Origin of the sequence: Paracidovorax cattleyae (assembly GCF_900104515.1) — a bacterium.
Taxonomy (GTDB): domain Bacteria; phylum Pseudomonadota; class Gammaproteobacteria; order Burkholderiales; family Burkholderiaceae_C; genus Paracidovorax; species Paracidovorax cattleyae.
Genome location: NZ_FNJL01000001.1, coordinates 309,463 through 330,615, shown reverse-complemented (window position 1 = coordinate 330,615; position 21,153 = coordinate 309,463). Strand labels below are relative to the sequence as shown.

The 21,153-nt window shown below is 70.0% G+C and carries 18 protein-coding genes and 1 pseudogene; 9 read left to right on the top strand and 10 right to left on the bottom strand.

Annotated features, from left to right (window positions below; translation table 11 throughout):
- The 6 genes from BLR05_RS01540 to BLR05_RS01520 form a co-directional block, all read right to left on the bottom strand.
- Positions 1-1,184 (bottom strand): M20 family metallopeptidase (locus tag BLR05_RS01540; RefSeq protein WP_092831930.1); only part of this gene is annotated, 1,184 nt, incomplete at its 3' end.
- Positions 1,181-2,962 (bottom strand): 2-oxo-4-hydroxy-4-carboxy-5-ureidoimidazoline decarboxylase, encoded by a 1,782-nt coding sequence (uraD, locus tag BLR05_RS01535; RefSeq protein ID WP_092831929.1) that lies wholly within the window; start codon positions 2,960-2,962, stop codon positions 1,181-1,183. The genes BLR05_RS01540 and uraD, both read right to left, overlap by 4 nt.
- The gene (gene puuE, locus BLR05_RS01530; RefSeq protein ID WP_092831928.1) at positions 2,959-3,927 is read right to left on the bottom strand and encodes an allantoinase PuuE; all 969 of its coding nucleotides are present in this window, start codon (positions 3,925-3,927) and stop codon (positions 2,959-2,961) included. The genes uraD and puuE overlap by 4 nt, the downstream gene beginning before the upstream one ends.
- Before the next feature lie 37 nt (positions 3,928-3,964).
- The gene (locus BLR05_RS01525; RefSeq protein ID WP_019703603.1) at positions 3,965-4,639 is read right to left on the bottom strand and encodes a GntR family transcriptional regulator; all 675 of its coding nucleotides are present in this window, start codon (positions 4,637-4,639) and stop codon (positions 3,965-3,967) included.
- A 95-nt stretch (positions 4,640-4,734) separates the two neighbouring features.
- Entirely contained in the window at positions 4,735-4,923 is a 189-nt protein-coding gene (locus tag BLR05_RS25625) for a hypothetical protein (protein WP_143015843.1), read from the bottom strand.
- On the bottom strand, positions 4,920-5,276 hold the full coding sequence (locus BLR05_RS01520; protein ID WP_092831927.1) for a hypothetical protein: 357 nt from the start codon (positions 5,274-5,276) through the stop codon (positions 4,920-4,922). Before BLR05_RS01520 ends, BLR05_RS25625 begins: the two co-directional genes overlap by 4 nt.
- 152 nt (positions 5,277-5,428) lie before the next feature.
- On the opposite strand from BLR05_RS01520, the gene BLR05_RS01515 reads away from it, so the two are divergent.
- Together BLR05_RS01515 and BLR05_RS01510 are read left to right on the top strand one after the other, a co-directional pair.
- On the top strand, positions 5,429-6,775 hold the full coding sequence (locus tag BLR05_RS01515) for a glycerate kinase type-2 family protein (RefSeq protein WP_092831926.1): 1,347 nt from the start codon (positions 5,429-5,431) through the stop codon (positions 6,773-6,775).
- A 116-nt stretch (positions 6,776-6,891) separates the two neighbouring features.
- On the top strand, positions 6,892-7,857 hold the full coding sequence (locus BLR05_RS01510) for an extracellular catalytic domain type 1 short-chain-length polyhydroxyalkanoate depolymerase (RefSeq protein ID WP_092831925.1): 966 nt from the start codon (positions 6,892-6,894) through the stop codon (positions 7,855-7,857).
- 23 nt (positions 7,858-7,880) lie between these two features.
- On the opposite strand, the gene ggt is transcribed toward BLR05_RS01510, so the two are convergent.
- On the bottom strand, positions 7,881-9,650 hold the full coding sequence (gene ggt, locus BLR05_RS01505) for a gamma-glutamyltransferase (protein WP_092831924.1): 1,770 nt from the start codon (positions 9,648-9,650) through the stop codon (positions 7,881-7,883).
- A 229-nt stretch (positions 9,651-9,879) separates the two neighbouring features.
- On the opposite strand from ggt, the gene uraH reads away from it, so the two are divergent.
- Complete coding sequence (gene uraH, locus BLR05_RS01500; RefSeq protein ID WP_092831923.1) at positions 9,880-10,230, top strand: hydroxyisourate hydrolase; 351 nt, start codon at positions 9,880-9,882, stop codon at positions 10,228-10,230.
- Positions 10,231-10,249: 19 nt separating this feature from the next.
- Here the strand turns inward: uraH and BLR05_RS01495 are convergent, their stop codons facing one another.
- The gene (locus BLR05_RS01495) at positions 10,250-10,732 is read right to left on the bottom strand and encodes a hypothetical protein (protein WP_092831958.1); all 483 of its coding nucleotides are present in this window, start codon (positions 10,730-10,732) and stop codon (positions 10,250-10,252) included.
- A gap of 146 nt (positions 10,733-10,878) precedes the next feature.
- Between BLR05_RS01495 and xdhC the strand changes: the two genes are divergently transcribed.
- Together xdhC and BLR05_RS01485 are read left to right on the top strand one after the other, a co-directional pair.
- On the top strand, positions 10,879-11,715 hold the full coding sequence (xdhC, locus tag BLR05_RS01490) for a xanthine dehydrogenase accessory protein XdhC (RefSeq protein ID WP_092831957.1): 837 nt from the start codon (positions 10,879-10,881) through the stop codon (positions 11,713-11,715).
- A 215-nt stretch (positions 11,716-11,930) separates the two neighbouring features.
- A complete protein-coding gene (locus BLR05_RS01485; RefSeq protein ID WP_092831922.1) occupies positions 11,931-13,148 on the top strand; it encodes a urate hydroxylase PuuD in 1,218 nt (405 codons plus the stop codon).
- A 24-nt stretch (positions 13,149-13,172) separates the two neighbouring features.
- Here the strand turns inward: BLR05_RS01485 and BLR05_RS01480 are convergent, their stop codons facing one another.
- Positions 13,173-15,086: an EAL domain-containing protein gene (locus BLR05_RS01480; RefSeq protein ID WP_092831956.1), complete on the bottom strand. Its 1,914-nt coding sequence runs from the start codon at positions 15,084-15,086 to the stop codon at positions 13,173-13,175.
- Positions 15,087-15,573: 487 nt separating this feature from the next.
- On the opposite strand from BLR05_RS01480, the pseudogene BLR05_RS26935 reads away from it, so the two are divergent.
- A pseudogene (locus tag BLR05_RS26935) lies at positions 15,574-16,082 on the top strand (aminotransferase class V-fold PLP-dependent enzyme); the annotation flags it as partial.
- A 135-nt stretch (positions 16,083-16,217) separates the two neighbouring features.
- Here BLR05_RS26935 and BLR05_RS01465 read toward each other — a convergent pair.
- A complete protein-coding gene (locus tag BLR05_RS01465) occupies positions 16,218-17,243 on the bottom strand; it encodes a porin (protein ID WP_092831920.1) in 1,026 nt (341 codons plus the stop codon).
- Between the two features lie 298 nt (positions 17,244-17,541).
- Between BLR05_RS01465 and BLR05_RS01460 the strand changes: the two genes are divergently transcribed.
- The 3 genes from BLR05_RS01460 to BLR05_RS01450 all read left to right on the top strand — a co-directional run bounded on the left by BLR05_RS01460 (position 17,542) and on the right by BLR05_RS01450 (position 21,052).
- Positions 17,542-18,165 (top strand): Crp/Fnr family transcriptional regulator, encoded by a 624-nt coding sequence (locus tag BLR05_RS01460; RefSeq protein WP_092831919.1) that lies wholly within the window; start codon positions 17,542-17,544, stop codon positions 18,163-18,165.
- 380 nt (positions 18,166-18,545) lie between these two features.
- Positions 18,546-19,562 carry an isopenicillin N synthase family dioxygenase gene (locus BLR05_RS01455; RefSeq protein WP_092831918.1) on the top strand — a complete coding sequence of 339 codons (1,017 nt, stop codon included), beginning with the start codon at positions 18,546-18,548 and terminating at the stop codon, positions 19,560-19,562.
- A 29-nt stretch (positions 19,563-19,591) separates the two neighbouring features.
- The gene (locus BLR05_RS01450) at positions 19,592-21,052 is read left to right on the top strand and encodes an NAD(P)/FAD-dependent oxidoreductase (protein ID WP_167361165.1); all 1,461 of its coding nucleotides are present in this window, start codon (positions 19,592-19,594) and stop codon (positions 21,050-21,052) included.
- Positions 21,053-21,153 lie beyond the last annotated feature (101 nt).

The window sequence follows — 21,153 nt, the reverse complement described above, 5'->3', positions numbered from 1 at the left end:
CGCAGGTCTTCGAGCTCCACGCGTTCGTCCGCGCGCTTGGCGTGCGATTCGAGCACGGTGCGCGGGCCGGCGCCGTAGATCACGCCGGGAATGCCGCGCTCCACGTAGAGCCGCACGTCGGTGTAGAGCGGCGTGCCCACCGCCGGCGGGCGCTCTCCGAACACCGCTTCGGCATGGCGCTGGATCGCGTCCACCAGGGGGCGGTTGCCCGCGAGCGGGGTCATGGCGTTGGCCAGCAGCAGGCGGCGCACTTCCACGCGGATGCCCTCGAAGCCGGCGGCGGCCTCGTCGATCACGCGGCGGATCGCGGCTTCCACCTCCACGGGGTTCTCTTCCGGGATCATGCGCCGGTCGAGCTTGAAGACCACCTTGCCGGGCACGACGTTGGTGTTCGTGCCGCCTTCGATGCGGCCCACGTTCAGGTAGGGGTGCTTGATGCCCTCGACCTTCGACGTGACCTGCCGGTAGGCGGTGTTCTGCCGGTAGAGCGCGTTCAGGATGTGCACGGCCCCCTGCAGCGCATCGACACCCGTGTGCGGCACGGCGGCATGGGCCATCTTGCCGTGCACGGTCACTTCCATCTGCAGGCAGCCGTTGTGCGCGGTGACCACCTCGTAGCTGAAGCCCGCGGCGATCATCAGGTCGGGCTTCGTCAGGCCCTGAGCGAGCAGCCAGCCCGGGCCGAGTTCGCCGCCGAATTCCTCGTCGTAGGTGAAGTGCAGTTCCACCGCGCCGCGCGCCGGGCGGGCCACGGCCTCGAGCGCGCGCACCGCGAAGGTGAACGAGGCGAAATCGCTCTTGCTCACGGCCGTCGCGCGGCCGTACATCTTCCCCTCCGCGATCTCGGCGCCGTAGGGGTCGTGCGTCCAGCCTTCGCCGGGCGGCACCACGTCACCGTGGGCGTTCAAAGCCACCGTCGGGCCGCCCGCGCCGTAGGGGCGGCGCACGATCAGGTTGGTGACCGATTCCATGCCGCAGGCGCGCACTTCGGCGTCGGGCACGGCGTGCTTCTCCGCTGCGTAGCCAAAGCCCTGCAGCAGTTCCGCGGTGCGTTCGGCGTGCGGGGCGTTGTTGCCGGGCGGCGTGTCGGTGGGCACGCGCACGAGGGCCTGCAGGAACTGCACCTCCTCGTCGAAGTGCCGGTCGATCCAGACGTCGATGTCTGCGTAGGTGCTGCTGCTCATGGGTTCTTTTCCTGGGCGAGTTGGTTCAGGAGATGGGAGAAGGCGAGCGCGGCGAGCTGCATGTCGTCGCTCGTGGTGCTTTCCAGGGGGTTGTGGCTGATGCCGCCGTTCTGGCCGCGCACGAACAGCATCGCCTGCGGCAGAATCTCGTGCAGCTTCATCGCGTCGTGGCCGGCGCCACTCGGCATCCGGAAAACCGGCAGCCCCGCGGCCTCGACCGCGGCTTCCCAGCGCTGCTGCCAGGCCGCTGCGCTGGGCGCGGCGCTGGCCTGCATGGACCGCCGGGCCGTATGCCGCAGTCCGCGGCGGCCGGCGATCGCCTCCAGTTCGGCCAGCACGTCGGCGACGAGCGCGTCGCGCTGCGCGTCGGTGGGCGCGCGCAGGTCCAGGCTGAACGTGCAGCGGCCGGGAACCACGTTGACGGAGCCCCCGGGCACCTGCAGCTGCCCGATGGTGCCCACCGAGTCGCCGTCCTGCGCGGCGCGGCGCTCCACGTAGAGCGCCAGTTCCGCCACGGCGGTGGCCGCATCGCGCCGGCGGTCCATGGGCGTGGTGCCGGCATGGCTCGCCACGCCCAGCATCTCGCACACGTAGCGCGCGCTGCCGTTGATGGAGGTGACCACGCCCAGCGGCAGGCCGAGCTCGTTGAGCACCGGGCCCTGCTCGATGTGGACCTCGACGAAGCCCAGGTAGGCGGCCGGGTCGCGCCGCAGCTTCGGGATATCGTCGATGCACAGCCCGGCATGCTGCATGGCCTCGCGCAGGGTCACGCCGTCGGCGTCGCGCTGGTCCAGCCATTCGGGGCGGAAGTCGCCGATCAGGGCGCCGGAGCCGAGGAAGGTGGCGGCATAGCGCTGGCCTTCTTCCTCTGCGAAGCCCACCACCTCGATGCCAAAGGGCAGGCGGCGCCCCGCGCGGTGCAGCTCGCGCACGCAGGCCATGGGCACGAAGATGCCGAGGCGCCCGTCGTACTTGCCGCCGTTGCGCACGGTGTCGTAGTGGCTGCCCGTCATGAGCCATTTCTGCCCGGCGGGAGTGGCCGCGTGGTAGCGCCCGACCACGTTGCCCACGGCGTCCACTTCGACCTCGTCGAAGCCGCAGTCCCGCATCCAGTGGCTGATGCGCTGTGCGCAGGCGCGGTGCGCGTCGGTCAGGTAGGTGACGGTGAGCTGGCCCTTCTCGGCAAAGCCCGGGTCGCTGTGCTGCGCGAGCTTCTCCTGCCAGTCCCAGACGTCGTTGCCCAGCGCGGGCTCCACGCCGAACTTGTCGTTCAGGCGGATCTCGGCGATGCGGTGAATGTTGCGCAGCGCCTCGGCGAACTCGGCATCCGGGTGGCTGTCCAGGCGCCGCGCGAAGGTCTCGATGATCTCCTGGCGCGGCAGGCCCGTGCCGCGCGGGCCGCGCACGGCCAGGATGAAGGGGAAACCGAAGCGCGCGTTGTAGTCGGCATTGAGCTGCTGCAGGCGATCGAATTCCTCCGGCGTGCAGTGCGTGAGGCCCGCCCGGGACTGCTCCCCGGTCGATTCGGCCGTGAGCGAGCGCGCCACCATGGCCTTGCCGGCCAGTTCGGGGTGGGCGCGGATGAGGGCGAGCTGCGCCTCGCGCGAGGCCGCGTCCAGCACACTCACCATCGCATGCTTGAGCTGCGCGAGCGTGCGGAAGGGGCGATCGGCGAGTGCGCCCTGGGCGATCCAGGGCGAATGCTCGTACAGGCCGTCCAGCATCCGCGCGGCTTCGTCCACGGGCGCGGCGTTGAGCTGGTCGAGGGTCAGGGTCATGGCGTCACCTCCGGGCAAGGATGGGTCGCGGCCCAGTGGCGCGCGATGTCGATGCGGCGGCACACCCAGGCGTGCTCGTGGCGCTGGACGTGGTCAAGGAAGCGCTGCAGCGCCGTGATGCGGCCCGGGCGGCCCAGCAGGCGGCAGTGCATGCCGATGCTCATCATCTTGGGCCGGTCGTCGCCGGCCGGGTCGCCCTCGGCGTAGAGCGCGTCGAAGGTGTCCTTCATGTATTGGAAGAACGGGTCGGCGTGCGAGTAGCCCTGCGGCAGCGCGAAGCGCATGTCGTTGCAGTCGAGCGTGTAGGGCACGATGAGTTGCGTGGCATCGGTGCCGTCGGTCTTCTTCACCTTCATCCAGAAGGGCAGGTCGTCGCCGTAGTAGTCGCTGTCGTAGGCGAAGCCGCCGTAGTCGGCCACCAGGCGGCGGGTGTTGGGGCTGTCGCGGCCGGTGTACCAGCCCAGCGGGCGTTCGCCCGTGAGGCGCCGGATGATGTCCATGGCCTCGGCCATGTGGGCGCGCTCCACGTCCTCGGGCACGTTCTGGTAGTGGATCCACTTCAGCCCGTGGCAGGCGATGTCGTGGCCCAGCTCGGCGAAGGCGGCGGTCACCTCCGGGTGGCGCTGCAGCGCCGTCGCCACGCCGAACACGGTGAGCGGCAGGCCGCGGCGCTCGAACTCGCGCAGCAGGCGCCAGACACCCGCGCGCGAACCGTATTCGTAGATACCCTCCATGCTGATGTGGCGGTCGGGGTAGCTGGCCGGGTTGAACATTTCCGACAGGAACTGCTCGCTGCCCGCGTCGCCGTGCAGGGTGGCGTTCTCGCCGCCTTCCTCGTAGTTCAGCACGAACTGCACGGCGATACGCGCGCCCCCGGGCCAGCGCGCGTGCGGCGGATTGCGCCCGTAGCCCACGAGGTCGCGCGGGTAGGGCAGGGTGGCGTCGTAGATCGGCGGTGCGGTCATGGTGGTGGTGGCGTTGGGAAAAAGGGCTGCAGGGGGATCAGGAGAGCGCGCGGGACAGCTCGTTGGCGGGGTGCGCGCGGTCGAAGGCCAGGCTGGCCTCCACGTGGCGCAGGTGCTCGTCCATCAGGCGCACGGCCAGGTCGGCATCGCGGTCGGCGAGGGCCTGCACGATGTGGCCGTGCTCCTCGTGCGAATGCGCGGCCTCGTCGGCGCTCTGGTACATGAGGGTGATGAGCGCGCAGCGGGAAATCAGCTCGCCCAGCATCTGCGCGAGCACTTCGTTGCCCATGAGCTCGGCCATGCGCACGTGGAAATCGCCGAGCAGTTCGGTGCGTCCCGGCACGTCGGCCTCGTCCACCGCCTGCTTCTCGCGTGCGACGTGCTCGCGCAGGGCGCGCACCCGGGCGGGCGTCACCTCGCGCACGAAAGCGCGCGTCATCTCGGCTTCCAGCATGCGGCGCACGGCGAACACCTGCCGCGCCTCCTCGGCCGACGGCGCCGCGACGAACGCCCCGCGCGCCGGCTCCAGCGTCACGAGCCGGTTCTGCGACAGCTGGAAGAGCGCCTGCCGCACCAGCGTGCGCGATACCCCGAAATGGTCCGCCAGCTTCTGCTCGGCCAGCTTGGCGCCCGGCAGCAGGCGGTGCTCCACGATGGCCTTGGTCAGGCTCGCGACGATGGCGCTGGTGGTGGACGGTTCCATCCGGCCCATGATAGCGGCGGACCGGATTTTTGTATGCAATTTTTGTGCACCAAGTTCGGGGCGCGTTCCAAGGCATTCCCGCACCAGGGGGTGCGGATTACTGCTCAAGGCTCGCCGCGGTCCTCGGGGCGGTTTCTATCCAGCAGGTATCCATAGCGGTTGCACAGGAGATAGGGAATGAAGGAAACAGGCACCAGCCACCAGATGGACTTCCACCAGGCAAATGCCCAGCAGCCCCAGGCGAACAGGACGCATGCTCTTCGGAGAATGCGGGATGGCGGCAGTGTGTTCATGGCGCGATCTTCACTCCTGCCGTTCCCCAACGTACGTATACGAGGTAGGGCACGATGCGCACGGTTCCTGCCGGGGTGGGAAGGTGGATGGGAATCCGCGATACCTTGTCGATGAAACCGTTGAGCGGGCGCCCGATCCGCGCCATGTACACACCGGCGCCAAAAATTCCGTCGAGGCCATAACTGCTGGCACGAATCATCCCGGTGCGGGCGATACCAGCCGCGCCGGCTTGCGTGGTGAAGTGGATGAGGTGCCGCAGCTTGAACAGCAGGTGGCTCATGGTGCCCGCATCGGTGATCTGGATCGGCGTGCCGCCGTCCTCCCGGCGGCACGCCAAGGGTGCAATGGTCATTGAAGACTCTTGAATGGAAAAAGGGGGCAGCAGAAGCCGCTGCGCGCCAGCCTCCCGCCAGCGGCAGGGAATTCTCGGTGCCTTGGTGCAGTTGCCGGAGTCAATATGTATCCGTGACGTGTCGCCACGGATGCCTGCGCCAGAATCTGCGCATGACCTTCCCCGACCTGCCGTCTGCTGGTTCCTCGTTGCCCGCACCCGATCCCGCCACCGAACCCGTCCGCTTCCTGCGCCACCTCTACGATGTGGCCGTCCAGGCGGCCCTGCCGTTGCAGCGCATGGCCGCGTACCTGCCGCCCCCGCCCCGGGGCCGCACGCTGGTGCTGGGCGCCGGCAAGGCCGGTGGGGCCATGGCGCACGTGCTGGAGGCGCTGTGGCCGGCCGGGGCGCCGCTGTCCGGGCTGGTCGTCACGCGCTACGGCCACGTGCCGCCGCGGCCGCGCGGGGTGCCGGCGCGCATCGACGTGGCGGAGGCCGCGCACCCGGTGCCCGACGCCGCGGGCGAGGCGGTGGCGCGGCGCATGCTGGAGCTGGCGCGCGGCCTGACGGCCGACGACCTCGTGGTCTGCCTGATCTCGGGCGGCGGCTCCGCGTTGCTCACGCTGCCTGCCGAGGGCCTGGCGCTGGAAGACAAGCAGCGCATCAACCGGGCCTTGCTGGAGAGCGGCGCGGGCATCGCCGAGATGAACTGCGTGCGCAAGCACCTGTCCGGCATCAAGGGCGGCCGGCTGGCAGCCGCCTGTGCCCCGGCGCGGGTGGTGACGCTCGCGATCAGCGACGTGCCCGGCGACGATCCGGCGGTGATCGCCAGCGGCCCCACCGTGCCCGACGCGACGACCTGCGCGGACGCGCTGCGCATCCTCGACCGCCACCGCATCGCCCTGCCGCCGGCCGTGCGTGCGGCGCTGGAGGCCGGTTCGCTGGAAACGCCCAAGCCCGTGGAGGGCCAGGCGCCGGAAGTGCACCTGATCGCCACGCCGCGGCAGTCGCTGGAGGCGGCCGCCGCGGCGGCACGGTCCGCGGGGCTGCCGGTGCATATCCTCTCGGACGAAATGGAGGGCGAATCGCGGGACGTGGGGGCCGTGCATGCCGCACTCGCCCGGTCCGTGGCGCGGCACGGCGGTCCGTTCGCCCGCCCCTGCGCCATCCTCTCGGGCGGCGAGACCACGGTGACGGTGCGCGAGCGACCGCCCGGCGCCCCGCGGGGCCGGGGCGGCCGCGCCGGCGAGTTCTGCCTGGGCCTGGCCCGTGCGCTGCAGGGGCAGGAGGGGGTGTGGGCGCTGGCCGCCGACACCGACGGCATCGACGGAGTGGAGGACAACGCCGGGGCCTTCGTCGCACCCGATACGCTGGCGCGCGCCGCTCGGGCAGGCCTGCGCGTGGACGACCATCTCGCGCGCAATGACGCCTACGGGTTCTTCGCCGCCCTGGGCGACCTCGTGGTCACCGGGCCGACGCACACCAACGTGAACGACTTCCGCGCGCTGCTGGTGCTGTAGTGCCGGCCATGGCGGCCATGCCGCCTGCGGCGGACAGGTGCGTAGGACGGCGAGCACGCCGGGACGGGCGTAATTGCTGCACTGCAGCGGGAGCGGGCCGTCCATAGTGGGCCCGCATGACTGAATTTCCTACCATCAACGCCGAATCCATGCGGCGCGCACTCCCGGCCCCGCTGCCGGCTGCCGGGCCGGACCGCATGGATCCCGAACAATGGATACGCGGCAAGTTCACGCACCGGGGCCGCACGCTCGCCTACTGGCTGTGCCTTCCGCCGCGCGCCGAAGGTGCGCAGCCCTGCCCGATGGTGGTCATGCTCCACGGCTGCACCCAGGATGCCGGCGATTTCGCGGCCGGCACGCAGATGCATGTCCATGCACGCGACGCAGGGGTGGCGGTGCTGTACCCGGAACAGGCCCAATGGGACAACGCGCACCGGTGCTGGAACTGGTTCAAGCCGCAGCACCAGGGGCGGGACGGCGGCGAGCCCGCCGTGCTGGCTGCGCTGGCGCAGTCGATCGCTCAGGAGTACCGGATGGACCGGTCCCGCGTGTTCGTGGCGGGGCTGTCGGCGGGCGGGGCCATGGCGGACATCCTGGCTTGCAGCTACCCCGACATCTTCGCCGCCGTGGGGGTGCATTCCGGCCTGCGGGCAGGTGCCGCGAACGATGCCATGTCGGCGCTGTCCGTGATGCGCAGCGGAAGCCCGGCGCCCGGCGGTTGCGCGGGCCGCACCCGGGCAGTGCCGACGATCGTGTTCCACGGCGATGGCGACACGACCGTGCACCCCGGCAATGCCGGCGCAGTGATCGATGCAGCGGTGAAAGCCCACGAGAGCGAAACCCTGCAAGCCATGATTCCCCGGACGACGGCGGGTGTCTCGGTGGGAGGGCGGAGGTTCACCCGAACGGTCTATGAGGACGGCACGGGCCGCTGCGGCGCGGAGCTGTGGGAGCTCCATGGAACGGGCCACGCGTGGTCCGGCGGCGACGGCCAGGGCACCTTCACCGATGTGGACGGCGTGGACGCCAGCGCGGAAATGCTGCGCTTCTTCCTCGCCCACCCGATGCGGCCCGTGGCCTGACGGCGGGTAGGCGCGGGCCGCGGTCAGTAGCCCAGCGTGAGACCGTCCGGATTGCGCGGATCGGAGTAGCCGAACAGCACGCCGTCCTTGCGCTGGATGGTCTGCGTGCGGCCCATGGAGGGCTTGAGTGCCAGGTTGTGGCCGCGCGACTTCAGGATGGCCAGCGTGTCCGGCGAAAAGCCGTTCTCGATGCGCAGCTCGTCCGGGGTCCACTGGTGGTGGATGCGCGGTGCGGCCGCGGCCTCGGCGGGGTTCATGCCGAAGTCGATCACGTTGACCACGGTCTGCAGCACCGTGGTGATGATGCGCGCGCCGCCCGGGCTGCCGGTAACGAGGACCGGCTTGCCGTCCTTGAGCACGAGGGTGGGGCTCATGGACGAAAGCGGCCGCTTGCCGCCGGCCACCGCGTTGGCGTCGCCGCCCACGAGGCCGTAGGCATTCGCCACGCCGGGCTTGGCGGCGAAGTCGTCCATCTCGTTGTTGAGCAGGATGCCCGTGCCCTTGGCCACGATGCCGCTGCCGAAGTTGGTGTTCAGCGTATAGGTCACCGCCACCGCGTTGCCGGCCTTGTCCACCACCGAGAAGTGCGTGGTCTGGTCGCTCTCGTAGGGCTGCGGCTGTCCCGGCTTGATGTCCCTGGCGGGGCGCGCCTTGTTCGGATCGATGGTCTTCGCGAGCGAGGCGGCGTAGGCCTTGGAGGTCAGGCCCTTGAGCGGGACCTTCACGAAATCCGGGTCGCCCAGGTACTCGGAGCGGTCGGCGTAGGCCAGCTTCATGCTCTCGGCCATCATGTGCAGGGTCTGGGCGCTGCCCGGGCCCCACTGGGCGAGCGGCATCGGCTCGAGCATGTTGAGGATCTGCACGAGGTGCGCGCCGCCCGACGAGGGCGGGGGCATGGTGACCACTTCGTAGCCGCGGTAGGTGCCGCGCACGGGCGTGCGTTCCACCACCTCGTAGTCGCGCAGGTCCTGCAGGCCCAGGGCACCGGGATAGGGCGCCATCTCGGCCGCGATGCGCCGTGCGATCGGGCCCTGGTAGAACGCCTTGGCACCCTGCTGCGAGATGAGCCGCAGGGACTGGGCGAGGTCCTTCTGCACCAGCCGGTCGCCGATCTTCAGGGGCGCGTCGCCGCGCCAGAAGATCTGCCGCGTGGCCGGCCAGCGGCCCATGTTGTCGCGCTCCTGCGCCAGCGTCTTGGCCAGCGTGAGGCTCACGGGGAAGCCCTTGTCCGCCAGTGCGATCGCGGGTGCGATCACCTTCGACAGCGGCTGGGTGCCCCAGGTCTTGAGTGCATGCTCCAGGCCCGCCACCGTGCCCGGCACGCCCACGGCGTAGTGCGTGTAGAGCGACTTGCCGTCGATCACGTTGCCTTTCTCGTCCAGGTACATGTCGCGGCTCGCCTTGCGGGGTGCGATCTCGCGGAAGTCGAGCGCCACGCTCTTGCCGCTCTTCGCGTCGTACACCATCATGAAGCCGCCGCCGCCCAGGTTGCCGGCGTTGGGCAGGACCACGGCCAGCGCGAAGCCCACGCCCACGGCCGCATCGACCGCGTTGCCCCCGGCCCGCAGAATGTCCAGCCCCACCTTGGTGGCCAGTTCCTGCTCGGTGGCCACCATGCCGTTGCGCGCCACGACCGGATGGAAGACATCCATGTCCATGTCGTAGGCGCGGCCCGCCGCGCGCGCCGCCGGCGTCTGCTGGGGAGCACCTTCCGGGGCCTGCGCGGTGTCCGCGGGCGCCGTGGCAGTGCCTGGGAGGTTCGCGCAGCCCGCGATGGCCAGCAGCGCGAGCATGCTGCTTCCAGCGAGCAGCCAGGGGCGTTGGAGGCGGGGGGAAGTCATCGGTCGAAGCCCTTTCCTGTCGTTGTAGTGCATGCCGGCGCAGAACGCCGCCGGCAGGGGCGGACAGTGTAGAGCGGGCGTCCCGCCACGCACGTCACGGTTCGTTACAGCCGGCCCCGGTGCGGCGGGACGGGCATGGAGCCTGCATACACTGGGGCACCCAGACACCAGGAGACGCCCCATGGGCCTCAGCACGCACGTTCTCGACACCATGCACGGCTGCCCGGCCGCCGGCATGGCCGTTTCGCTCTACGACACCGCAGGCGGCCAGGCCCGGCTGCTCAAGGAACTGGTGCTCAACCAGGACGGCCGCACCGATGCGCCGCTCTTCGACAACGCCAGCCTGCGGACAGGCACCTACCGGTTGTCGTTCGAGGTGGGCGCGTACTTCCGCGCACGCGGCGTGGCGCTGCCCGAGCCCAACTTCCTCGACCGCGTGAGCCTGGATTTCGGCGTGGCCCATGCCGAGCAGCACTACCACGTGCCACTGCTGGTCAGCCCCTGGAGCTACTCGACCTACCGTGGCTCCTGAACTGCCGAGCCCGCAGGCGTCAGAGCTGGCCCTCGGTCAGCGTGTCGAGCTGGAACCGGCCCGACTTGTGCCACAGCCAGGTGTCGGTGTAGGTGACGCGGCCCATCCGCTCGGGCACGGGGTAGGGCGCCGCGGCGCGCACGGTGCGCTCGATTTCCGCGATCACCTCCGGCGCATGGCGCGGCGCGCGCATCCAGGACAGGCGGGTGACCTGCCCGTTGCGGTCGATATCGACCTGCAGCGTGCCGATGGCGTAGAGCAGGGGCGGGAGCTTGCCCCGGTAGATGCGCGCCTGGTTCAGGCCGTAGAGGTGCGTGGCGGCGTCCTGCCGGTAGGCGCGCGGATTGGCCGCGGCCGAGGTGCGCGCCGAGCCGCGCGTGGCGGGCTCCGGGCCCTTGACGTCGCCGGATGCCTCAGCGGCGGGGGCGCTGGCTTCGTCGGGCGCGGGGGCCGTCTCCGGTCCCGACTTGCAGGCGGCCACGAGGGAGGCGACGGCCGCCATCAGGCCGGCCAGCAGCCAGTGGCGTCCGGCACCCGTCGCGCCGTGGGAGGAGGGGAGGGAAGGCTTCATCGGAGGTCCGTTGCGGGCCGCGGGGAAAGGTGGCGGACATGCGCCGGGCCCTGGATGACCCAACGCGGGGGCGCGCCATGGCGTTGACGCCCGCCCTGCACGCCTTGATCCAGGGGCTGGCCGCGCGGCCGGCCTGCCTGGTCGAGGTGGAGTCTATCCAGGGATCGGTGCCGCGGGAGCGCGGCGCATGGATGGCCGTGTTCGCCGACGGGCCGCTGCTGGGCACCATCGGCGGCGGCCGGCTGGAATGGGATGCCGTGCGCGAGGCGCGTGCGCGCCTGGACGCGCCGGGGCCGGCCGCGCCGCCGGTGGTGCGGTTTGCCCTGGGGCCGAGCCTGGGCCAGTGCTGCGGTGGCGTGGTCCACCTGCGCTTCACCCGCGTGGAGGCGGCGGACCGCGCAGCGCTCGCGACGCGCCTGGCGCCCGCGCGCGCGCCGGTCGCGCTCTTCGGCGCGGGGCACGTGGGCCATGCACTGGCGCGCGTGCTGGCGCCGCTGCCCTTCGAGCTCACCTGGATCGACAGCCGCGATGGCGTCTTCCCTCCGGACGCGGAGGCCGGCGGGGCGCATTGCGAGCATTCCGAGCCCGTGCATGCAGCCGTGCCGGGGCTGGCGCCGGGCTCGCGCGTGCTCATCATGAGCTTCAGCCACGCGGAGGATCTCGACGTGGTCGCCGCCTGCCTCGCGCGGCAGCGCGCCCGTGCCGACCTGCCGTTCTTGGGGCTCATCGGCAGCCGCACCAAGTGGGCCACCTTCTCGCACCGCCTGCAGGCGCGGGGCTTCGGCGCGCAGGAACTGGCGCACGTCACCTGTCCCATCGGCCTGCCGGACATCGCGGGCAAGGAGCCCGAAGTGATCGCGGTGTCGGTGGCGGCCCAGTTGCTCGCCACCCTGCCGCCCACGCCGCTCGGATGACGCCATCCGGGCCGCTCCCGTCGCGCCGGGAACGGAACCTGCATACACTCGGGCCACAGGTCGCAGCGGTGCAAGGCGATGCCGTCTTTTCCGTCGTTGGGGCGGGGGGCGCATCCAGCGCGGCCTTCCCGCTGCTCAGAGCGCCCGCCGTGGTGAGCAGGTTGCCGCGCGGCCGCCTTCGATGCAACGGGCCGCGCACGAAGTTGAGAGCCACCATGGAAAGCTACCTCCTCGACTGGGCCAACCTGCTGCTGCGCTGGGTCCACGTCATCACCGCCATCGCCTGGGTCGGGTCGTCGTTCTATTTCGTCTTTCTCGATTCCAGCCTCACCCGGCCGGTCGATGAGCACCTCCAGCGCCAGGGCGTGAGCGGCGAACTCTGGGCGGTGCACGGCGGCGGCTTCTACCACCCGGTCAAGTTCGCAGGCGCGCCGCCCCAGTTGCCCAGGCATCTGCACTGGTTCTTCTGGGAAAGCTACAGCACCTGGATCAGCGGCTTCGCCCTGTTCACGGTGTCCTACCTCTGGAGCGCCAGCACCTACCTGATCGACAAGTCGCGCATGGACTGGGCACCGGCCACCGCCGTCGTGGTCGCGCTGGCGTTCCTGGCCGTGTTCTGGCTGCTGTACGACGCGATCTGCCGCGTTTTCGGCCAGCGGAAGAACGGCGACGCCATCGTCGGCGCGCTGGTCTTCGTGCTGGTGTGCGCGGCCTCGTGGCTGGCCTGCCACTGGTTCGCGGGCCGCGCGGCCTTCCTGCTGGTGGGCGCGATGATCGCCACCAGCATGAGCGCCAACGTGTTCTTCTGGATCATCCCGGGCCAGCGCAAGGTGATCGCGCAGATGAAGGCCGGCCAGCCGGTGGACCCGATCCACGGCAAGCGCGGCAAGCAGCGCAGCGTGCACAACACCTACTTCACGCTGCCGGTGCTGTTCTGCATGCTGTCCAACCACTACAGCTTCACCTGGAGCCATCCGCAGAACTGGCTGATCCTCATCCTGATGATGTTCGCGGGCGCATCCATCCGCCAGTTCTTCGTGATGCGCCACGGCTGGAAGCTGGGCCGCAATGCGCACCCGCTGCCCTACGCCCTGGTGGGCTGCGCCGTCATCGTCGGCACGATCTCCGGGCTGCGGCTGTCGCAGGCACCCGCCGTGCCGGCGGCGCCATCGTCCCCGGCCGCCGCTGCGCCCGTGGGCTACGCCCAGTTGCAGCCGGTGCTGGCACAGCGTTGCTACATGTGCCACGGCGAGCAGGTGCAGATGAAGAACCTGCGCCTGGATTCCGCCGAATCCGTGGCGCAGCATGCCCAGGCCATCTACCAGCAGGCAGTGGTGCAGAAGCTCATGCCGATGAACAATGCCACCGGCATGACGGATGCCGAGCGCGATCTCGTGCGGCGCTGGTTCGAGGGCGGCGCGCCGGCCCGCTGACCGCTGGCGGGCCGTCCCCGCCGCTCAGGCGGACGCTGCGGCGGTGGCGCCCGAGCCCTGCCAGGCGCGCAGCGGTACAGGCCCCGGAGCGTGCACCAGGGGATCGGTCCGTTCCGCCGTGCGCCAGGCCAGGCCGCTCGCGCAGCCCTTGGCTTCGTGCTTGGCCAGCGCAGCGGCATTGGCCACCTCCTCGGCATGGCGCATGGTGCCCGGCACCACGCGCGCCGCCCCGATCGCCAGCGTCGTGCAGGGGAAGAAGCGCTTCACCCCGTGCCGGTCTTCCGCCCAGATGCCGCCGTCCGCGCGCGCGGCATCGTCGAACAACTGGAACGCCTCGCGCGCGAATTCTTCCACGATGCGCTGGCAGCGCTGCAGCCAGTCGCCGCTCTGGAACAGCAGCATGAAGTCGTCCCCGCCCACGTGCCCGATGAAGTCCCGCTGCGCATCGCAGTGCGCCACGGCCAGCCGCGCCACGAGGCGGATCATCTGGTCGCCGCGCCAGTAGCCGTAGTAGTCGTTGAACGGCTTGAAGTGGTTCAGGTCGGCATAGCAGGCCACGAACTCCGTGCCGCTGTCGATCAGCCGCTGCATGTGCAGGCTGATGGGAATGTTGCCCGGCAGGAAGGTGAGGGGGTTGGCGTGACGCGCCGCCTCGATGCGGGCCTCGGTCACGCTGCGCACGAGTTGTTCGCCAGTGCCCAGGCCCACGTAGCGGCCGTTGTCGGTGACGATGAACCCGTCGCTCAGGTAGCGCTGGTCCTGTGAGGTCAGGATGCCCACGAGCTGGTCCACGTCGCAGTCGAGCTCGACCACGCGCGGCGCCGGGTTCGCGAAGGCCGCGCAGGCCTTGCGGCCGTGCACCTCGCGGAAGTAGAGCGTCGCGTAGTGGTTCATGAACTGCTGGCGGTTGATCAGCGCCACGGGGCGCGCACCGTCGAGCACCGGCAGGGCATGCAGTTCCGGATGCGCCTTGAAGAGACCGGCCACGGTGTCGTTGCTGGTCTCGGCCGTGGCCGTGGGCGCATGCACCACCAGCAGGTTGCGCAGGATGCCCGGCCGGGCGTTCTGGCCGCGGTGCGGCATGATCGCCACGCGGCGGTCGCGCACGGCGTCCAGGGCCGGCGCTTCGATCCGCCCGCGCGGTCCGGGCCCGGGCCGGCCCAGCAGGTAGCCCTGGCCATAGGGGATGCCGAGGTCGCGCAGCGCCCGCAGGTCGTCCTGCGTCTCGATGCCCTCGGCGATCAGGGTGGTGCCGAACGCGTCCGCGATGCCCTTGATGGCCTGCAGCATCTGCAGGCTCCCGGGATGCGCGCTGATGTCGCGCACGAAGTACTTGTCGATCTTCACGAAGTCCGGCCGCGTCTCGGACCAGAGCCGCAGGCTGGAGCGGCCGTCCCCGAAATCGTCGAGCGCGATGCGTGCGCCGCAGGCGTGCACCTGCTTGAGCGACTCGCGCAGCGAGGCCATGTCGCTCACACGCTCGTGCTCGGTGATCTCCAGCACCACGTTCTCCGCCGACACGCCCGCGGCCCGGGCCGCGCCGGCCAGCGTCATGCCGCGGCACAGCGATACCCCGCGCACCAGCGCATCCGCGCTGATGTTCACGAACAGGCGGCCCGCGCCGCCGGACGCCCCCCACTGCCGCAGGGCGATCGCCACGCACAGCAGCTCGAACTCCTGCAGCACGCCTTCCGCGAGCGCAGCCTCCAGCAGGCGGTCGGGCGTGTGCAGGGGCGTGCCCGCCGGGCCGCGGATCAGGGCTTCGTGGGCATAGACGTTGCCCTCGCGGAGATCGGCGAGGGGCTGGAACACGCAGTGGAGCCCGCCGCCCCGCATGAGCCGCACGAGCGGTCCCGTGCCGTCCCGCACCGCAGGCGACAGCGAAGCGACCACCGCCTGGAGCGCGCTGTCATGGCCGGGTGCGATTGTTACATTCATACACAATTGTCGCGAAGTTACTCCCACCCCATGACATCGGAATGACACACTCCGTGCCGCAGCGGGGAATTCCGCTACGTCGGAAGGTGCGTGTCGGCAGCACACGTCTGCATGGGCCACCGCGTACTTCGCCGGGGCGGCCTGCCCGTCGATGCGCAGCTTGCGCCGCAGGTGCAGCCGGTGCGTTTCCACCGTGCGCACCGAGGTGCCCATCTGCTCGGCGATGTCCTTGTTGGAGCGCCCCTCGGCCAGCAGCCCGAGCACCGCCGCCCACCAGCGCGCGCACGCCTTCGCTGAAATGGCTGCCGCCGGCCCGCACCGTCTCGATGGTCTGCACCAGCTGGCCGGCCGGCGCATCCGCATCCTTGCGCACGTAGCCGCGCGCGCCCAGGCCCACGGCACGCCGCACATACCCGGCGTCCTGGTGCATCGACAGCACCATCACGCGCTCCGGGGCCGCGGCGGCGAGATCCCGGGCCTCCTGCACCCCAGGCTGGTGCTGGACGTCTTCGACAGCGAGAACCGCAAGCAGGCGGCCGATTCCGGCAGCGGCTACGGGGCAACCTGCTCGACCTGCGCAGGCAGGTGGCGCCGGGCTTTGGCGTGGATGCGGACGAACGGGCATTTTCCGCCAACACGTCCTCGGGCATGTGCCATGCCATCCTCGGCATCGACTGGCCGCGCGGCGACGTGGTGGTGACCACCAACCACGAGCACGGCGGCGGCGACACGCCGCTCAAGATCGCCGCGGACCGCTATGGCATCGAGGTGCCGCGCATCGAGACGCCCGTGGGCAACCACCAGACCGCGGCCACCTGAGTGAACCTGTTCGACGAGCGCATCCGCGCGCTCGAGGCCCTGGGCAAGCGCGTGCGCGCGATGATGTGGTCCTCGCCCACCTGCAACACTGGCACCATGCTGTCGATCGCGGACCTGATGGGGGTGGTGAAGGCCCACGGCCTCATCAGCATCGTGGACGGTGCCCACCTGCCGGGCACGACGCGCGCGACATCGACCTGCTGGTCGATGCCATGTGGGATCTCTCGCGCAAGATCTGACGATCCGGGGGCGTAAAAAAAAGAGCGCGGGAAGCGATTCCCGCGCTCTTCGCCCTGGAGAAGGGGACTCGCGTCAGAACCGGTGGCGGATGCCGACGCCGAAGCTGTTGCCCTTGGTCTGTGCGGTGATGCGGTCGTTCATCAGCATCGCATAGACGTCGGTGCGCTTCGACAGGAAGTAGTCGTAGCCGACGGTGAAGGTCTTGCGGTCGATGTCGGTCTGCGTCATCTCGGTCTTCACCCACTCGACCAGCACCTTGCCCGACGGGCCGGTGGGGATGGAGGCGCCGATCTGCATGGTCTTGGCCTTGTTGTCGGTGTTGTCCGCCTTGGCCTCGCCATAGCTCAGGAAGGGCTTGACCACCTGGAAGTCGTAGGCGCCCAGCAGCATCCAGTCCTTCTTGGTCGTGCCCAGGTAGGCGCCCTGGCCGGGATTGGCGATCTGGTCGCGCTCGTAGAAGCCGGTCAGCGTGAGCGGGCCGCCGAAGTAGAAGAAGTTCGCGCCCACGTTCTTGCGGCCGTTGTTGCCCGCCTGCTCGCCGAACTGGTACTGGATGTTCGCGGAGAAGCCGCCGATCTTCGGTGTGCTGTAGACGATCTGGTTGCTCCAGCCCGTGTCGGCGGGCGTCGTAGAGGCCCAGCCCGTGCCGTTGAACAGGGGCACGTTCATGTGCAGGATCAGCGGCGAGAAGTTGAACGAGTCGCCCAGCGGATTGCCCACCACGGACGGCAGGAAGTTGGGCGCCATCCACCTGCCCAGCAGCACGGAGCCGAAGTTGCCCGACAGGCTGACGTTGGCATCGCGGGAGAAGAAGGTGTCGCCCGTGAAGCGGCCCTGCGTGCCGGTGTCGGTCTGCAGGAACGACGTCAGCTGGAAGCTGGCCGTCAGGCCGCCGCCCAGGTCTTCCGTGCCCTTGAAGCCGAACCACGAGGTGGTCAGGCCGCCGCTGTTGACCACCGAGCGGCGGTTGGCGTCGCCGGCCATCTTCATGGAGCCCGCGTAGATGTCAGACAGTCCGGTGAGCTGGACCGAACTCTGGGCGTGGGCACCGGCGGCGCACAACAGCGCGGCGCTCAGCGCGATCAGGTTTTTTTTCATAAGGCTCCTGTCCACAACGACAAAGACAAACACAAAGAGAAAGGAAATCGGATGGATGCACCGGAGCAGGGCGTATCGTGACGCCGTGCACCCGGAGAACGCACCACGGCAACCGTGGAATGCCCGCTCCGGCGGTGGCCGTTTGTAACCAGCAATTACCGTGCCGGCAAGATGGGCACTTCCCTTCCCGCACGGCCGGGCACATGCGGCGCGGGCAGGGTGCGCCGTCCCGCATCGCGCGCGGCGCATTTGACCTCGCTCAACACGCCCGGGACGCTGGCGCGCCACAGTGCGCTCCATGTTCCCCATCCCTTCCACCGATCCTTCCGTGCCGTTCGAGGTGGCCGCTGCAGGCCAGGTGCTGCGCCAGCGCCGCCAGCAGTCCGCTTCGGTGCTGCACCTCGATAGTGGCCGCGTGGTCTTCGCGGTGCGCGAGGAGGGTCAGCTCCGGCACCAGCTCGGTGCGGTGGACGGGCCCTTCTGGCTCGATGCCGCGTCGGCCCTGCTCGGCCAGCCCTGCCCCGTGGACATGGTGGCGGATTCGCGGGTGCAACTGCGCCGCGTGCCCCTGGAGGCGTTCCGCGACGAGGTGGCGCTGCTGCCGGACGCGGTGCAGCGCCTGGTGCGCGACATGGCCGCAGGCTACCTGCAGCAGACCGAACTGGCCGTGAGCCGCCTCGCGCAGGACGCGGAAGCCCGCTGCGCCCAATGGCTGCTGCGCCACGCCGAGCCCGGCGACGGCGGCGCGCTGCGCGTCACCCTCAGCCAGCGCAAGCGCCTCATCGCCGCGCAACTCGGCATCGCGCCGGAAACCTTCTCACGGGTGCTGCGGCACCTGCGCGAGCACGGCCTCATCGCCGGCACGGGCAACGTGCTCGTCCTGCCGCAGCCGGGCCAACTGCAGATGGTGGCGGGCGGCTGAGCGCCCTGCGGCGTCCGGCATCCGGGGCCCCTGGGCGGACGGCTCGTGGGCCGCCATGCCTGTTTCAGCGCTGGCCGCCCGTGCGACCCGTCCAGCCGCATGGCAGAGGGACAATGGAACCGTATTCCGGATTATTTATTTTCATCTGATTATTTAATTCGGGTTATTGTAATTTTATGAACGCCCGGGCTTTCCGTGGTGGTGCTGCCGATAATGGCCGCGTTATCAACCACCGGACTGCCGATGAAAATCCATTCGATTTCTCCCGTGAGGGAATGGCCGCACCACGCCCCGCCTGCCTTCCAGGCAGTCCCCATCCACTGCGAAGGAATATGGGAGAGGCGAAAATGAATATTCCGGCAGAACTGAATATTTCAATAATGGATTCGCCCTGCGTCCGGTACACCGGGCCCGGCCAGCGCATTCCCATCGTCAGCCTGGCCGCGCTGCGCTCGCGCGATGCAGTGAAGAAGCGGGAACTGGCGCTCGCACTCGGCGGGGTATGCCGCCAATTCGGTTACTTCTGCGTCGAGGAGCACGGCATTCCCGACGACCTGCTGCACTCCGCGCAGGAGGCCGTGCAGGCGTTCTTCGATCTGCCCCGGGCAGAGAAAATGTCCATCGAGCTGTCGCGGTCGCGCTACCACCGCGGATACGTGCCCCCTGGCGAGGAAACCGCCTATGGCAGCACCGTCCAGGACATCAAGGAAGCCTTCGACATGGCGATGGAACTGGGCCCCGACGATCCCGACGTGCGCGCCGGGAAGTTCTTCCACGGGCCCAATGCCTGGCCGGCGGCGCAGCCGCTGCTGCGGCCCACGCTGTCGTGGCTCTACCGCGAGTGGCTCGCGATGTGCGGCGACATCAGCGAGCTGTTCGCGATCGCGCTCGGCCTGTCCAACACCTACTTCGCCGAGCGCACGCTCAAGCCGCTCGCGCAATTGCGCGCCGCGCGCTATCCGCAGCAGCCCGCGGGCGGCCATTCACAGGCGATCGGCTGCGGCGAGCACACCGACTACGGCATCGTCACGGTGATCTGGCAGATGGACGAGGAAGGCCTCGAAGTCTGCGACCCGGCTGGCCGGTGGACCCGCGTGCCGCGCGTGCCGGGCACCTTCCTCTGCCTGCTCGGCAACGTGACGGGCATCTGGACGAACGACCACTGGCGCGCGACGCCCCACCGCGTTGTGAACGTGTCCGGAAACGTGCGCCATTCGCTCAACTTCTTCTTCGACCCCGACCACGACTGCGTGGTCGAGCCGATGGCGCAGTTCGTCACGGAAACGAAGCCCGCGCGCTATGCGCCCGTCACGATGGGCGCCCATCTGGCGCGCAACTTCGACGGGGTATTCGCCTACCGCAAGCCGTCCCCCGCCGAGGCGGGGCAGGCGGCATGAACATGGGAGTCCAACGCATGAAAGACGGCATGAAGAACATTCTGGTGATCGGCGGCGGCGTGGTGGGCCTGGCCACCGCGATGGAACTGAACGGCAGTGGAGCGAACGTGGTCCACGCCTACCCGCGCGAGGGCGATGCGCTTTCCGCTTCCCGCGCTGCCGGAGCGATGCTCGGCGCCTTCGGTGAAATGTCCGCCGACGACGGCCCCGAGGAGATGGAGGAGTTCGACTTCCGGCTGGCCGCGCAGCGCTACTACCCGCAGTGGCTGGAGCGCCTGCGGGAGGAGGCGGCCGTTCCCGTCTCCCAGGTCGAGGGCACGGTGATCATCGCGAACAACCTCGGGGCGCGGGACCGCGACGGCATCCGCCGCATGCACGCGGAGGCCGCTCTCCGCGGCGAGCCTGCCGGGTGGATCGAGCCTGGCGACGTCCCCGGCCTGAAGCCCAGCCCGGTCCACGCGCCGGCCCTGTGCCTCTACCTGAGGAACGAGCATGCGGTGCATTCCGGTGAATTGCTCGACGCGATGGCGGCAGTGCTCTCGCGGCGTCCGCGCTACCGGCACCTCGATGCGCGCGTGCGGGAGGTGCGCCCCGAGGGGCGAGCCTGGAAGGCAACGCTCTCGGACGGCAGCGTGCAGCAGGTGGATGCCGTGGTCCTGGCCAGCGGCTCCCGCTCGCTCGAGTGCCTGCCCCCGGGGCTGGCGGAGGACGCCGCGCTGCCGGCCCTGAGCTTCGGCAAGGGCGTTTCCTGCCTCATCAGCGAAGCGCCGGCGGTGGCCCACACCATCCGGACTCCCAACCGCACCTTCGCCTGCGGGATCCATCTGGTGCCCCGGCCCGGTACCGGCACCCTGTATGTCGGCGCCACCAATTTCACGGGCGTGGACGAGGACGCCGAGGCCAAGGTGCAGCCCGGCGAGCTGCACGGCCTGTTCGACGAGGCCATCCACCAGATCAACACGGACATCCGCACGAGCCGCATCGAGCAGATCCGCGTGGGCTTCCGGCCCATCGCCGCGTTCAAGCGGCCCCTGGTGGGCAGGACCCGGCTGCCGGATCTCTACATCGCGACCGGCACCTACCGCAACGGCGTGCTCATGGCGCCCCTGGTCGCAGCGATGATCGCTGCGGAACTGGGCCTGCGCACGGCGCCTTACCAGGGCAATCCCTTTTCCGTCCTGGAAGATGCGCAGCGGCCGGCGGGCTGGGACATCGACCGCCTGCTCGACGTCGGCGTGCGCGACCTGGTGGCGTTCCTGCAGGAGCCGCGCAGCCCGCTGCCCTACAGCCGTGCGCGGGAACTGGAGGCCTACCTGCGCAGCCTGCTGCAGGCCGCCGTGCGCAACGATGCGGGGGCCTCGTCCGATTCGCTGCACGCGATGATCCAGGCCCGGCTGAAAGATGCCCCGTTCAACGAGACGGTGCACAAGCTCTTCTACGAGATCGGGGACCGGGAGCAGCGGCCCGCGCTCCAGCCTGCCGAGGCCTGAAGCCGGGGCGCCATCGGGGTTCTCCCGGGGTCGCCCCCCGGGGTTCTACCCAAAGCCGTCCGGCGGAGCGCTGCGTATATTCGTTTGCAAGGGCCCGGCCT

Coding starts and splice junctions, on each gene's coding strand:
- puuE (WP_092831928.1), bottom strand. CDS start 3,927: ATGACCGCACCGCCGATCTACGACGCCACCCTGCCCTACCCGCGCGAC.
- BLR05_RS01450 (WP_167361165.1), top strand. CDS start 19,592: ATGAAGAACATTCTGGTGATCGGCGGCGGCGTGGTGGGCCTGGCCACC.
- BLR05_RS25625 (WP_143015843.1), bottom strand. CDS start 4,923: ATGAACACACTGCCGCCATCCCGCATTCTCCGAAGAGCATGCGTCCTG.
- BLR05_RS01485 (WP_092831922.1), top strand. CDS start 11,931: ATGGAAAGCTACCTCCTCGACTGGGCCAACCTGCTGCTGCGCTGGGTC.
- BLR05_RS01465 (WP_092831920.1), bottom strand. CDS start 17,243: ATGAAAAAAAACCTGATCGCGCTGAGCGCCGCGCTGTTGTGCGCCGCC.
- BLR05_RS01460 (WP_092831919.1), top strand. CDS start 17,542: ATGTTCCCCATCCCTTCCACCGATCCTTCCGTGCCGTTCGAGGTGGCC.
- BLR05_RS01480 (WP_092831956.1), bottom strand. CDS start 15,086: ATGAATGTAACAATCGCACCCGGCCATGACAGCGCGCTCCAGGCGGTG.
- BLR05_RS01515 (WP_092831926.1), top strand. CDS start 5,429: ATGACCTTCCCCGACCTGCCGTCTGCTGGTTCCTCGTTGCCCGCACCC.
- uraH (WP_092831923.1), top strand. CDS start 9,880: ATGGGCCTCAGCACGCACGTTCTCGACACCATGCACGGCTGCCCGGCC.
- BLR05_RS01455 (WP_092831918.1), top strand. CDS start 18,546: ATGGATTCGCCCTGCGTCCGGTACACCGGGCCCGGCCAGCGCATTCCC.
- uraD (WP_092831929.1), bottom strand. CDS start 2,962: ATGACCCTGACCCTCGACCAGCTCAACGCCGCGCCCGTGGACGAAGCC.
- BLR05_RS01525 (WP_019703603.1), bottom strand. CDS start 4,639: ATGGGCCGGATGGAACCGTCCACCACCAGCGCCATCGTCGCGAGCCTG.
- ggt (WP_092831924.1), bottom strand. CDS start 9,650: ATGCTCGCGCTGCTGGCCATCGCGGGCTGCGCGAACCTCCCAGGCACT.
- BLR05_RS01520 (WP_092831927.1), bottom strand. CDS start 5,276: ATGACCATTGCACCCTTGGCGTGCCGCCGGGAGGACGGCGGCACGCCG.
- BLR05_RS01510 (WP_092831925.1), top strand. CDS start 6,892: ATGACTGAATTTCCTACCATCAACGCCGAATCCATGCGGCGCGCACTC.
- xdhC (WP_092831957.1), top strand. CDS start 10,879: ATGGCGTTGACGCCCGCCCTGCACGCCTTGATCCAGGGGCTGGCCGCG.
- BLR05_RS01495 (WP_092831958.1), bottom strand. CDS start 10,732: ATGGCGGCCGTCGCCTCCCTCGTGGCCGCCTGCAAGTCGGGACCGGAG.